The organism is Mycobacterium colombiense, assembly GCF_001953985.1.
In the GTDB taxonomy this organism is placed as follows: Bacteria; Actinomycetota; Actinomycetes; order Mycobacteriales; family Mycobacteriaceae; genus Mycobacterium; species Mycobacterium colombiense_B.
The window spans coordinates 74689-87005 of the sequence record NZ_MBEI01000006.1 but is presented as its reverse complement, the minus strand read 5'-3'; the positions used below and the strand labels follow the sequence as shown (position 1 = coordinate 87005).

The window sequence follows — 12317 nt, the reverse complement described above, 5'->3', positions numbered from 1 at the left end:
TTGCGCTACAGCGCCTTCCACTCCGGTTTACGCTTCTCGAGAAAGGCGCGCGGGCCCTCGATGGCGTCCTTGGTCAGCGCCACCTTCATCCGGTAGTTCTCGGCGAGCAGTTCGGCTTCGTAGATGGGCAGTGTCAGCCCCTTGCGAACGGCCATGCGCGAACCGCGCACCGCCAGTGGCGCATTCGCATTCACGATCTCGGCGATCTCCCACGCCCGATCCATGAGCGTGTCGTGGTCCACCACTTCAGTGAAGACTCCCAAGTCGTATGCCCGCTGGGCGTCGAGTCGCTCGTGCTTGCCCATCAAGATCAGCCGCATCGCCACCGGCAGCGGCAGGATCCGGGCGAGCCGGACCCCTTCGCGTCCGGAGCTCACGCCGATGCTGACATGGGGATCCATCAACGTAGCGCGCTCGGACGCGATCGTGATGTCGGCGGTGGTAACCAAGTCCATTCCGGCGCCACAGGCGATCCCGTTCACCGCACAGATGATCGGCTTGGTCATCTGAAGCCAGGGCGGCGTCGCCTCCTGCGGCGCATCCCACTGCCGCATCGAGCTGAGTATGGGCTCCCCCTGGTTATCGATGCCAGCCGCGTTCTCCATGTCGTGGTCGGCAGCCTTGTTGACGTCAGCCCCGACGCACAGCGCGCGTCCGGCGCCGGTAATGATTACCGTCCAGATCTCCTGGGAGCGTTCGATTTCGGCGTACACCTGGGCGAGCTCCGCGATCATCTCGTCATTGATCGCGTTGAGTACCTCGGGTCGGTTCAGCGTCACGCACGCCGTGTGGCCGCGCATCTCGAATTCGAGGGTGTCGTACTCCGTCACCTGCTGTGGCTCTCTTTCTCCAAAGCCGTTGCGGCGCTGGGACGAAATCCGAAGATCTCGTTGAATCTCTCACAGTAGCTCGGCCATACATCCGGATTCAGCAAGCGGGGCGGCATCCGGCCGCCGAAGATCACCTGCCATTGGGTCGCGGTGGCGACGGCGAGGTCGCGGGCGGCTTCCACGGTGATGCCCGCGACGTGGGGCGTTGCGACCACGTTGTCGAGTGCAAGCAACGGATTTTCGGGCCGCGGCGGCTCTTCGTGGAACACATCAAGGCCCGCTCCGGCGATGTCGCGGGCGACCAGCGCGTCGTAGAGCGCGGCTTCGTCGTGGACGGGACCGCGGGCGGTGGTGATGAAGAACGCCGACGGCTTCATCGCGGTGAATTGTGCGGAACCGAATAGGTCGCGTGTCTCGGCCGTTAGTGGGCAGGTGACCTGAATGAAATCCGACCGCTCGACCAGCTCGCCGAGCTCGACTAGGCTCACACCGCGCTGGGCAGCGCTTGCTTCGTCGACATACGGATCGTGGGCCAGGATTTCCATCCCGAACGGCGCGCACAACTGCACAAGGCGCCTGCCGATGGCGCCGAGACCGACCACCCCCAGCGTTTTGCCGAGCAACTGACTCCCCCGCAAGGCCAGGCGGTCGCCGAGCGGTCCGCTGCGTAGCGCACGGTCGGCGATTGTAATCTTTTTGGCAAGATCGAGCATGAAGCCCAACGCGTGTTCGGCGACGGCCTCCGCGCCCGGACCGGAGTTGTTGCACACGGCGATTCCGGCCCGTGTGCACGCCTCGACGTCGATGACGTCATAGCCGGCACCCGCCGAACAGACGGCCAACAGCTGATCGCAGCGTTGGACCAGCGCAGGCCCCACCAACCACTGTTCGCCGTCGGGGAGCGACGCCACATCGGTGCGCGTGGCGACCTGGTATCCATGGGCAGATTCCATTACCGCCCAACCATCTTCAGCCGGAGCCGTCAGGTCGAGTTTGACGACGTCGATGTCGGCCGCCTCGAGAATGCCCCCCGCGACAGGGTCGGTCCATCGTTCGTAGACGAGCCTCGGGCTCGGGCTTTGGCTCATCGCTTGAGTTTGGGCTTCGCCTGTGCCGCCTTGAACATGTCGGCGAGTTCGGCGTTGACGTTCTTGTAGTCGTTGCGCGCGATCGAGCCGTCCCGGCCCGGGACTATGTCATATCCCAGGCGCAGGTCCTTGTTCTCCATGTGGAAGTACTCACGGCCGATCGGCAGTCGCCGGTCTTCGCGCGGCACCTCCATCCATGCGCGCAGGAAGCAGCGAGCCTTCTTCGGATCGTTGCTGCTGACGAAGTCGGAACGCGAATGGCACATCGCGAAGTTGTTGGCGACGGCCGCCTCGCCCGACTCGAGCCGGAACTCGACCTGCTGCTCGACGAGGATGGTTCGGAGCAACTCGATCGCCTCGGTCTGTTCGGGTGTGAACTCCCGGCCGAGGGTGCGCATCGCCGGCAGGATGCTGCTGTAGGTGAAGTTGATGCAGATCCTGCCATCGATCTGCGAGAACACCGGGACGTCGTACGGCGTCACGTCCGGCTGGTCATCGGGTTGCTCGCTGCGCCGGTGGTGCGGAAACCCCTGGTACAGCACGGGAAGCAGATCGGGCCGATCGTTGAGAATCCGATTGTGCGCCGCCGGCCCGCTCGCGAATTGGCTTTCGCCTCCGGTGGCCGCTGGGTAGACGCACAGCAGCGACAGGATGTCGGCGGCGTCGTTGTGCATGGCCAGCTCCGCGCGCGACTTGGTGCCACGTGCGGGCTGGACGCCGTTCGGCAGTATCTCCTCCTGGACCCGAACCATTCGGTGGCCGAACGAGTTGTTGGATACCAGGTAGCCGAGGTGGGTGCAGAACGCCCAGTAGATGCGCTCGAGCTCGTCGATCGAGTGTTGTTCGACCGGAAATCCGCGCACACACGCCAGGCCTTTACCGAACATCAGGCCCCGGTACAGCCTCGCCAGATCGTCGTCAAGATCGGGGTGGCGGGCATCCTCGGGGGTGATGTCGTCGCGGTCCTTGTTCGACGTCTTGGCCAGGATCGACTCCAGGGCAGCCACATTGCGAGCTGAAAGGTCGAAAGCGAAATCGTCCTTGCTCGAGAAATCGGCGCCGGTCCAGGCCATCGAATCGGCGACTTGCTCGGTGTAGATCGCGGTGGGCATCCGTCCTCCTGTTGTGGCGGCGAGGCTTTCGGCTATCCGGGTAGTCCGTCGGTACTACTTGTGCGGCGGCCGCCGAGCTCTCGCAATGCGTCTGCGCGGGCGATCGCCGCCTCGGTCATCATCCCGATGTCCGTACCTGCCGATATGAAACGCAGACCCAGATCTGTGAAGCGTTTCAGCAGGTCAACGGACTTAATGCCGGCTATTCCCAGCGCCACGCCGTGTGCACGACAAGCCGCCGCGACCGATTCTACTGCATGGCGGAAATGGTCATTCTCATACTCGCCGTGGATGCCCATTTCGGCGGTTAGATCGCTGGGGCCGAGAAGGATCATGTCGATACCCTCGACAGCCGCGATGGCGTCTGCGGCGTCGACCGCTTGCGGCGTCTCGATCATCACCGCGACCACCGTACGACGCTCGAGGACCGCGGTGAGTTCGGCCGGTGACCTTGGCTGGTAACCGCTGACCGCATTGGGCCCGGAAATGGAGCGGTGTCCGATCGGAGGGAACCGCGCGGCATCGACGACAGCTGCTGCTTCTTCTTTCGAATTCACGTGCGGCACAATGACTCCAGTTGCGCCGTTGTCGATGACACGAGCAATGACACTCGGCTCATGAGACGGCACGCGGACCAACGCCGAGATTCCTGCGCCCAATGCGCTCGCGCAAAGCATCGCCGCCGTCTCCAGCGACGTGGAAGTGTGCTCGAGGTCGACGTAGACCGCGTCGTATCCGCAGGCTGCTGCGATCGCGGGGACATCGGGAGTGCGAGCGCTCATCAGCGCCAGACACAGCACCAGCTCGTCGCCGCGCAATGCCTCGCGCAGTGGTTTACGCACACGCTCACGGTAGCCCACTGAGAACGTTCATTCCACCAAGTCGTTAACGGCATTATCAATGTGGTAACCATTACGTATGCCAGCGAACCGGGTGGCTATCGTGGGAGCAGGCCTGTCGGATTGTGGACGGGTGCCGGACAAGACCGCGCTGGCGCTGATGGCCCAGTCCGCACGCCGCGCCATTGCCGACGCCGGTCTGACGAAGGATGACGTCGACGGTTTCGGCGGTCACGGGACCCTGCTGCCACCCGTCGAGGTGAGCGAATACCTCGGCCTGCGACCGTCCTGGGTCGACGCGACCAACGTCGGCGGATCGTCCTGGGAGGTGATGGCGGGGCACGCCGCCGACGCCATCGCCGCCGGCGCGATCGACGTGGCACTGCTGACATACGGATCAACGGCACGCTCGGACGTCAAGCGCCGCGTGCGCGCATCGGCGGCGGCGATGAGCACCGGCGGCGCCATGCAGTACGAGGCGCCATACGGCGCGACCCTGATCGCAAAGTATGCGATGGTCGCCAGGCGTCACATGATCGAATACGCCACCACCGCAGAGCAATTGGCCGAAGTCGCGGTCGCGGCCCACGAGTGGGCGGCGATGAACGACAACGCATTCGAGCGAGACCGGATAACCGCCGCCGAGGTCGCCGCTGCACCGATGCTCGCTGATCCTTTCACCTCCAAGCACGTGTGCCTGCGCACCGACGGCGGCGGCGCGGTGGTGCTGGCCAGCGAGCGAGTGGCCAAGAATTGCGCCAAGGAGCCCATCTGGATTCTCGGTGCAGCCGACTCGACATCGCATGTCAGCATGAGCGAGTGGGCCGACTTCACCACGTCGGCCGCAGCGCTGTCTGGCCCCCGCGCGTTCGCGCAAGCCGGCGTCGCCCCAGCCGACATCGATGTGTGTCAGCTCTATGACTCGTTCACCTCCACCGTGTTGCTCACGGTGGAAGACTTAGGCTTCTGCGCCAAGGGCGAGGGCGGACCGTTCATCGCGTCGGGCGCGCTGCGTCCGGGTGGGGCGTTACCGACCAACACCGACGGCGGCGGTCTGGCCTCCTGCCATCCAGGGATGCGCGGCATGTTCCTCATGGTCGAGGCGACCCGGCAGCTTCGCGGCGAATGCGGGCCCAGACAGGTTGACGACGCGAGTCTGGCATGCGTACATGCGATGGGCGGGTTTTTCACGCACAGCGCCACGATGATCCTCGGGAGGCAGTGATGGACGTGCCGGTGGCCGCGAACCGGCCCACCATCGATTGCGACAGCGAATCGTGGTGGCAGTCCATCCAGGATCGCCGACTGATGATCAACACCTGTTCGGAGTGTGGCAAGAACTCGCTGTACGTACGTCCGTTCTGTCCGCACTGCTGGAGCGAGGACGTCGCCCCGGCACCGGCGTCCGGGCGGGCGCGGCTCTACACGTGGACCGTGGTGCACCAGAATGCGGCACCCTTCGATACGTGCACGCCGTATGTGGTGGCAATGGTGGATCTCGACGAGGGTCCCCGCCTGATGACGGTTCTGGAAGACTGCCCGGCCGAAACCCTTTGTGCCGAGATGGAACTCACCATTGCCTTTCGCGATGACGATGACGGCTTTGTTGTCCCGGTTTTCCGGCCGGTCGCAGCAGATGTTGGGAAGGAATAGGGATGAACAAAGAAGACATGATCCTGGTCAGCGTCGACGACCACATCGTCGAGCCACCCGACATGTTCAACAACCATCTGCCTCAGAAGTATCTAGCCGAGGCGCCGCGGTTGGTGCACAATCCCGATGGCTCAGACACCTGGCGATTCCGCGACGTGGTGATCCCCAACGTGGCGCTCAACGCCGTGGCGGGCAGGCCCAAAGAGGAATACGGAATCGAACCGCAGGGTCTCGATGAGATTCGACCAGGCTGCTGGCAAGTCGACGAGCGCATCAAAGATATGAACGCCGGCGGCATCCTCGGCTCGATCTGCTTCCCGTCGTTCCCCGGATTCGCCGGCCGACTGTTCGTCACCGAGGATCCCGAATTCAGCCTGGCCCTCCTTCAGGCATATAACGACTGGCACGTCGAGGAGTGGTGCGCGGCCTACCCGGCTCGCTTCATTCCGATGACGCTGCCGGTGATTTGGGACGCCGAACTATGCGCCAAAGAGATCCGCCGCAACGCCGAACGCGGCGTGCACGCACTGACATTCACCGAAAACCCGGCGGCCATGGGGTATCCGAGCTTCCACGACGACTACTGGGCACCGATGTGGGAAGCGCTGGTCGACACCGACACCGTGATGAACGTTCACATCGGGTCATCCGGCAAGTTGGCGATCACCGCCCCGGATGCGCCGATGGATGTAATGATCACGTTGCAGCCGATGAACATCGTGCAGGCCGCGGCGGATCTGTTGTGGTCCAAGCCGATCAAGAAGTACAAGGACCTCAAGATCGCGCTCTCGGAGGGCGGAACGGGATGGATCCCGTACTTCCTTGAGCGTGCCGACCGCACCTACGAGATGCACTCCACATGGACCGGTCAAGACTTCGGCAAGCAGAAGCCATCCGAGGTCTTCCGCGATCACTTCCTGACCTGTTTCATCTCCGACCACACCGGAGTGGCGCTGCGCCACGAGATCGGCATCGACAACATCTGCTGGGAAGCCGATTACCCGCATAGCGACAGCATGTGGCCCGGTGCCCCCGAGCAGCTGCACGAGGTGCTCCAGCAGTACAACGTGCCCGATGACGACGTCAACAAGATGACCCACCAGAACGCGATGCGCTGGTATCACTGGGATCCGTTCAGCTCTCACATCGCCAAAGAACAGGCCACCGTCGGCGCGCTGCGTAAGGCCGCCGAGGGGCACGACGTCTCCATCCAGGCGCTGTCCAAGCACGACCACGGCAAGGGCTCCGGTTGGCAGGAGCAACTGAGCAAGCTGACCATGAATACGACTGGCAAATCAGAGGACTGACGCTCAACCAGTTGCGGCGAGGCGGTCAGCAAGCGCCCGCGGCCGCCCCGCCGAGCGCGCAGCGAGCTTGTTGCGCTCTACCTTGCCGTTGTCATTGACAGGCAGCGGCTCGTTCCAGAACACCAGTTCCTCGGGCAACTTGTACTTGGGCAGTCCCGCCGAGATGAGCGCGTCGGTGACCTTCGCGAGCGACATGTCGACGTCGGCGTCCAGCACCATGGCAACGGCCAGTCGTTCGCCGGTCGTGGCGTCGGCCACCGAGTAGGCCGCGCAGTTGCGCACCCCGGCGATCTTGGCGACGGCCTCCTCCACCTCGACAACCGCGATCTTCAGTCCGTTGCGAATGATGATGTCCTTCAGGCGCCCGACGATGCGCACCCGGCCTTGCGACATTTCGGCCACGTCGCCGGTGCGAAACCAGTCCCCATCGAACGCCTGCGCGTCGTCATCGGCGTCGGTGTACCCGAGGAACGTATGCGGCCCTCGTATGCAGCACTCGGTCGGATCCGCTGCGGATCCGACTTTCACCTCGACATCCTCCAATGCGACACCGTCGTCGGCGTGACGTGCCTCCGCGGACTCCGACCGCAGACCTGACGTGCTCACTGGTGCTTCGGACGAACCGTAGGCGCGCATCACAATGATCCCGAAATCGTCTTCGATGCGAGTGACGATGCGCCGGTCCAGCATGGTCCCGCCCAAATAGACCGCTTGCAGCGGCACGTCCAGCCCGCGCGCCACCGCCTCGTCGAGCAGCCTGTCCAGCAAGCGATCTGGTCCGCCGTACCAAGTCGCACCCGCCGAGACCAGCAACTCACAGGTTTCGGCGGCATCCCAGTTGTCCTCGAGGATGACGGGCGCGCAGAGCATCGGCGCAATGACCAACGCCTGCAGCACTCCAGTCACCGACGCGAGCGGACTGATGAGAAAAATCCGGTCTGTCGGTCCGAGTCCGGCCGCCGCGATGTAATTTGACGACGCCTTGATCAGCGTGCTCTGCGAGTGGATGACTCCCTTGGGCGCCGAGGTGGTTCCCGAGGTGTAGAGCACGAGGCAGGGCTCGTCGGCCGCACGCTGGGATCGGTGTGCAGTCTGCGGCACGCAATCGGCGTCCATAGCGATCCATGCCAATTGCGCGGACACCCCTTTCAGCGGGGCCGCAGGCCAATTCGGGGCGACGCCGAACTCAGCTCCAGTGCGCGCGATGATGTCGGCCACCTGTGCCTCGCCGGCGCTGCGTGGGACCAGCAGGACCACGGCATCGAGGCGCAACGTTGCATGGACTGCAACGACTGAATCCACGTCGTTACCCACGACCACAACGGTCGGTATCGACGCTCCGACGCCCGAAGCCGCCAAGGCCCCACAAGCCGCATCGATGCGCGCGTCGAGTTCGGCATAGCTGAGCTCCGCCCCCCTGGCGCACAGAGCCACCTTCTCCGGATGCAGCGCCGCGGCGGCACGAACGACGTCGGCGGGCTGGCCCGACCAGAACCCCGCCTCGCGGTATCGGTCCCGCAATGCCGCGGCGCGCCGCTGCGCACACTGCAACAGCGCCGGCGCGCCCCTCATGGATGCCCTCCGATGCAAATGATGGTTCTCATTAGGAGTAAATGTAACCTCTCACCATGCCGTCAATGAATTTCGATAATCAGGTCGCCATTGTCACCGGTGCAGGCGGTGGCCTCGGCCGCTGTCATGCCCTCGAACTCGCTCGCCGGGGCGCGCGCGTAGTGGTCAACGACCTGGGCAGCGCAGTGGACGGCACCGGTGCATCAATATCGGCCGCGCAGGCAGTAGTTGACGAGATCACGTCGGCGGGCGGCACGGCGATCGCCAACGGCGACTCGGTCGCTACCGAGGAAGGCGGCGCGGCCATTGTGGCGGCGGCCATGGACGCATTCGGACAGGCCGACATTCTCATCAACAACGCGGGAATCCTGCGTGACGCGGCATTCAAGAACATGACCGCCGAACAGGTGGATGCGGTCATTTCGGTTCACCTGTCCGGGGCGTTCCACGTCACCCGCGCCGTATGGCCGGTCATGCGCGAGCGAAACTATGGCCGGATAGTCCAAACGACCTCGGGTACCGGCTTGTTCGGAAACTTCGGGCAGGCCAATTACGGCGCGGCCAAGATGGGGCTCGTCGGCATGATGCACGTGCTCGCCATCGAGGGAGCACGAAACGGCATCGCCATCAACGCGGTCGCCCCCATCGCAAGAACGCGCATGACCGAGACCATCATGGGCGAAGCCGGTAAGGCGATGGACCCTGAGTTGGTGACTCCGGTCGTGGTTTACCTGTCGCATCGCGACTGCGACCGCACTGCCCACATTTATTCGGTGGGAGCGGGCAGGGTGTCACGGGTATTCATCGGCGTGACCAAAGGGATCGAGAACACCTCGCTCACAGCGGAATCCGTCGCTGAGGCGATCGACGAGATCGATGACGCCGCGACGTTCACGATCCGCGGTGGGCCAACCAAAGAATGAGGGTCAACGACCCAGGAATCGCGGTTCGCGGTGCTCCGCGAACGACCGCAGGCCCTCCTGGAGATCGGTGGTGCGCGACACCGCCTCCTGTGCCCACGCCTCCTGCTGGAAGGCTCGATCACGGCCCGACTCCGAGGACACCAAGAGCAGTCGCTTGGTGTGCCCGAGCATCACCGTCGGGCCGGCGGCAAGCCGGCTGACCAGCTTCTCTGCCTCCACGCCCGTAACGTCCGGTGCGGCCACGCGGTTGACCAGGCCCAGCCGCTCACAGGTCGCGGCGTCGACGGGTTCGCCCAGCATCAGCAGCTCGGTGGCCTTACGCAGCCCCACGATCCTCGTCAGCAGATGAATGGCGCCGGAATCAGGCAGCACCCCGCGATGCACGAACGCCGCGACAAGCTTTGCCTCCGTGGACATGACGACGAGATCGCAAGCGAGCACCAGGCTGATTCCTGCACCGGCCGCGGTACCCGTCACCGCAGCGACCACCGGCTTATCGCAGTCGAGGATCGATGCGACCAACCTCTGCCATCCGTTCTGCAGCATGCGAGCAACGTCCCCTGACCGCTTGTCGGCAACCGGTGGCTGGGGCGCTGTTCCGGCGGGCAAGCCGGCCCCCGCGCAGAAGTGCCGCTGCCCAGTCGCGCCTAGTAGCACCGCGCGCACCGCTGGGTCGTCGCCAGCGCGTTGAAAAGCCTCGGTCAGCGCGTCACGAGCCAACGGTGACAACGAATTTCCCACGCGGGGGCGATCGATGGTGATGCGGCAAACACCGTCTGCACCAACGGCCTCCAGGATCCCTGGCTGCTCTTCGCTCAACTCACTCACCCCTGCCGTTAACGGCGTTTCCGGTTTTCGGGTATCTTAATTTCCACAGTTGTCCGGGCCACGATATCTGCCAGAACTGAGGAGGCGCGCCATGACCCGCTCCTCTCAATCGGGCCAAATCACCGATGAGGGGCTGGCCAGGTTGCGGGGCACCATCGGCATCGCCGTTCCGCACACTCAGCCACCGCACTACTTCCGCCCCAACGAGGACACTTTCCGCCACGTCGCCGAAGCCTACGGTGACGCCAATCCCATGTGGACCGATCCGGACTACGCCGCAAAGTCGGTGTGGGGTGAATCGATCGCGCCGCCGGCACTGGTCGGTGGTGACACGTTGATAGGCGAAGACGAAGTCACCGAGCTCTCCGAGAAGGATCGGGCACTGACCAAGGGCGACCCGCTGCGCGGGGTGCATGCGTTTTACGCGTCCTCCGCACGAGAGTGGTGGGCTCCGCTGCGGGCCAACCACCGAGTATTCAGGCGCAACGCACTCGTCGCCGCGCTCGACAAAAGCAGTGAGTTCGCCGGTCGGGCGATTCACGAGTGGTCGGCGCAAGTCTTCCGAGACGACGAGGGCACCATTCTCGGCGGCCAGTACCGCAACATGATCCGCACCGAGCGCAGCAAGGCTCGCGGCCGCAAGAAATACGAATCGATCGAACTCAAGACCTGGACAGCCGAGGAGATCGCCGAGATCGACGAACGCTACGCGCGGGAATCCCCGCGTGGTGCTGAACCGCAGTGGTGGGAAGACGTCAACGAGGGCGATGCAATCGGCACGTTGACCAAAGGGCCGCTCACCGTCACCGACATGGTCTGCTGGCATGTCGGCATGGGCACCGGTATGTACGGGGTGCGTCCCCTGCGGTTGGCGTGGCGCAACCGCCAACGCATTCCCCGCTTCTACACCCGGAACGACCACGGCGTACCCGATGCGCAGCAGCGCGTGCACTGGGAACCGGACGCGGCCCGAAATGCCGGCAACCCCACCACTTTCGATTACGGCCGGATGCGTGAGACGTGGTTGATCCATCTGTGTACGGACTGGATGGGGGACGACGCCTGGTTGTGGAAGCTGGACTGTGAGTTCCGGTTGTTCAACTACGTGGGTGATCTGCACACAATCACCGGCACCGTGACTCGAAAGTACCTTGTCGAAGGCGAGCGCCCCGCGGTCGATGTCGAACTCGCGGCGACCAACCACCGCAACGAGATCACCACACCGGGACACGCGACCATCCTGTTACCCAGCCGGGACCGCGGCCCGGTCCGGCTGCCGGATCCGCCCGGCGGAGCGACGAACCTGACGGATCTGCTCGCCGCCGTATCGGCTGAATTCGCAGAACGGTGACAGTGCCGTGACATATGCGAGCGTTCCCGGGCTTCGGGCCGAACGGCAAGGCCCGGTTTTGTGCCTCACCCTGGACCGCACTGAGCGCCGCAACGCCGTCGATGACACGATGCTCGACGCATTGATCGAATATCTCGCCACCGCAGGCGTCGATGAGGCGGTGCGTGTCATCCGCATCGACGCCGACGGACCGGACTTTTGCGCGGGATCCGATCTCATCGCGAATAACGCGAAGTCGGAGCGAAAGCCGCGGGTGGGCACTACTCAGCGCCGGCTACCGAACAAGGCCAACCGGCTCATCCCGTTGATGCTGGAGACGCAGGTGCCGATCGTCGCGGTGGTCCGGGGCTGGGCGGCCGGCTTGGGGTTCCACATCGCCTTGGCGTCCGACTTCTGCCTGGCCGCAGACGACGCTCGGTTCTGGGAACCATTCATGGCCCGCGGCTTCACGCCGGACAGCGGCGCCGCATGGTTGCTGCCACGCGTAATCGGGATGGTGCGCACCAGACAGCTACTGATGCTCGGCGCCGAGATCTCCGGGGCCACCGCGGCCGACTGGGGCATCATCCACCGCGCTTGCGCACCCGAGCAATTGGCCTCTGCCGCAAAGGAGCTTGTGTCCAAACTCGGTGAGGCGCCCACGGTTGCCCTCGGGCTCACCAAGTGGCTGCTGCACAGCGGCAACGGACTCGATCTCGACCGCCATCTCCAGAACGAGGCCCTGGCGCTGGAATTATCGAGTCGCAGCGACGATTTCAAGGAGGGCCTGGCAGCCTTCCGTGACAAACGCGACGCGAAGTTCCAGGGCCGTTGA

General features: G+C 64.4%; 12 protein-coding genes. 6 read left to right on the top strand and 6 right to left on the bottom strand.

Annotated features, from left to right (window positions below):
- Window positions 1-5: 5 nt before the first annotated feature.
- From A5732_RS01445 to A5732_RS01430, 4 genes are read right to left on the bottom strand one after another with little or no spacing between them, the layout of a single operon-like run.
- Window positions 6-800 (bottom strand): enoyl-CoA hydratase/isomerase family protein, encoded by a 795-nt coding sequence (locus A5732_RS01445; RefSeq protein WP_171974939.1) that lies wholly within the window; start codon window positions 798-800, stop codon window positions 6-8.
- A 26-nt stretch (window positions 801-826) separates the two neighbouring features.
- Window positions 827-1918 carry a hydroxyacid dehydrogenase gene (locus A5732_RS01440; RefSeq protein WP_076100183.1) on the bottom strand — a complete coding sequence of 364 codons (1092 nt, stop codon included), beginning with the start codon at window positions 1916-1918 and terminating at the stop codon, window positions 827-829.
- On the bottom strand, window positions 1915-3030 hold the full coding sequence (locus A5732_RS01435; RefSeq protein ID WP_076100180.1) for a TauD/TfdA family dioxygenase: 1116 nt from the start codon (window positions 3028-3030) through the stop codon (window positions 1915-1917). Before A5732_RS01435 ends, A5732_RS01440 begins: the two co-directional genes overlap by 4 nt.
- Window positions 3031-3062: 32 nt before the next feature.
- Window positions 3063-3872, bottom strand: a complete 810-nt coding sequence (locus A5732_RS01430) for an HpcH/HpaI aldolase family protein (RefSeq protein ID WP_142256527.1) — start codon at window positions 3870-3872, stop codon at window positions 3063-3065.
- A 76-nt stretch (window positions 3873-3948) separates the two neighbouring features.
- Here A5732_RS01430 and A5732_RS01425 point away from each other — a divergent pair, with 76 nt between their 5' ends.
- The 3 genes from A5732_RS01425 to A5732_RS01415 are packed head-to-tail and all read left to right on the top strand — an operon-like array spanning window position 3949 to window position 6829.
- Entirely contained in the window at window positions 3949-5094 is a 1146-nt protein-coding gene (locus A5732_RS01425) for an acetyl-CoA acetyltransferase (RefSeq protein WP_076100174.1), read from the top strand.
- Entirely contained in the window at window positions 5094-5522 is a 429-nt protein-coding gene (locus A5732_RS01420) for a Zn-ribbon domain-containing OB-fold protein (protein WP_076051022.1), read from the top strand. The genes A5732_RS01425 and A5732_RS01420 overlap by 1 nt, the downstream gene beginning before the upstream one ends.
- Window positions 5523-5524: 2 nt before the next feature.
- On the top strand, window positions 5525-6829 hold the full coding sequence (locus tag A5732_RS01415; protein ID WP_076100171.1) for an amidohydrolase family protein: 1305 nt from the start codon (window positions 5525-5527) through the stop codon (window positions 6827-6829).
- A 3-nt stretch (window positions 6830-6832) separates the two neighbouring features.
- Here the strand turns inward: A5732_RS01415 and A5732_RS01410 are convergent, their stop codons facing one another.
- Window positions 6833-8401, bottom strand: coding sequence for a class I adenylate-forming enzyme family protein (locus A5732_RS01410; protein WP_076100168.1), 1569 nt, complete (start codon window positions 8399-8401; stop codon window positions 6833-6835).
- 56 nt (window positions 8402-8457) lie between these two features.
- Here A5732_RS01410 and A5732_RS01405 point away from each other — a divergent pair, with 56 nt between their 5' ends.
- Window positions 8458-9324, top strand: a complete 867-nt coding sequence (locus tag A5732_RS01405; protein ID WP_076051025.1) for an SDR family NAD(P)-dependent oxidoreductase — start codon at window positions 8458-8460, stop codon at window positions 9322-9324.
- Window positions 9325-9327: 3 nt separating this feature from the next.
- On the opposite strand, the gene A5732_RS01400 is transcribed toward A5732_RS01405, so the two are convergent.
- Window positions 9328-10065: an enoyl-CoA hydratase/isomerase family protein gene (locus A5732_RS01400; RefSeq protein ID WP_249266669.1), complete on the bottom strand. Its 738-nt coding sequence runs from the start codon at window positions 10063-10065 to the stop codon at window positions 9328-9330.
- A 178-nt stretch (window positions 10066-10243) separates the two neighbouring features.
- On the opposite strand from A5732_RS01400, the gene A5732_RS01395 reads away from it, so the two are divergent.
- Complete coding sequence (locus A5732_RS01395) at window positions 10244-11503, top strand: hypothetical protein (RefSeq protein WP_076051027.1); 1260 nt, start codon at window positions 10244-10246, stop codon at window positions 11501-11503.
- 7 nt (window positions 11504-11510) lie between these two features.
- On the top strand, window positions 11511-12317 hold the full coding sequence (locus A5732_RS01390) for an enoyl-CoA hydratase/isomerase family protein (RefSeq protein WP_076051028.1): 807 nt from the start codon (window positions 11511-11513) through the stop codon (window positions 12315-12317).

Bases quoted from the DNA above. Each gene is read 5' to 3' on its own strand.
- A5732_RS01445 (WP_171974939.1), bottom strand. From the start codon at position 800: ATGCGCGGCCACACGGCGTGCGTGACGCTGAACCGACCCGAGGTACTC.
- A5732_RS01440 (WP_076100183.1), bottom strand. From the start codon at position 1,918: ATGAGCCAAAGCCCGAGCCCGAGGCTCGTCTACGAACGATGGACCGAC.
- A5732_RS01435 (WP_076100180.1), bottom strand. From the start codon at position 3,030: ATGCCCACCGCGATCTACACCGAGCAAGTCGCCGATTCGATGGCCTGG.
- A5732_RS01425 (WP_076100174.1), top strand. From the start codon at position 3,949: ATGCCAGCGAACCGGGTGGCTATCGTGGGAGCAGGCCTGTCGGATTGT.
- A5732_RS01420 (WP_076051022.1), top strand. From the start codon at position 5,094: ATGGACGTGCCGGTGGCCGCGAACCGGCCCACCATCGATTGCGACAGC.
- A5732_RS01415 (WP_076100171.1), top strand. From the start codon at position 5,525: ATGAACAAAGAAGACATGATCCTGGTCAGCGTCGACGACCACATCGTC.
- A5732_RS01410 (WP_076100168.1), bottom strand. From the start codon at position 8,401: ATGAGGGGCGCGCCGGCGCTGTTGCAGTGTGCGCAGCGGCGCGCCGCG.
- A5732_RS01405 (WP_076051025.1), top strand. From the start codon at position 8,458: ATGCCGTCAATGAATTTCGATAATCAGGTCGCCATTGTCACCGGTGCA.
- A5732_RS01395 (WP_076051027.1), top strand. From the start codon at position 10,244: ATGACCCGCTCCTCTCAATCGGGCCAAATCACCGATGAGGGGCTGGCC.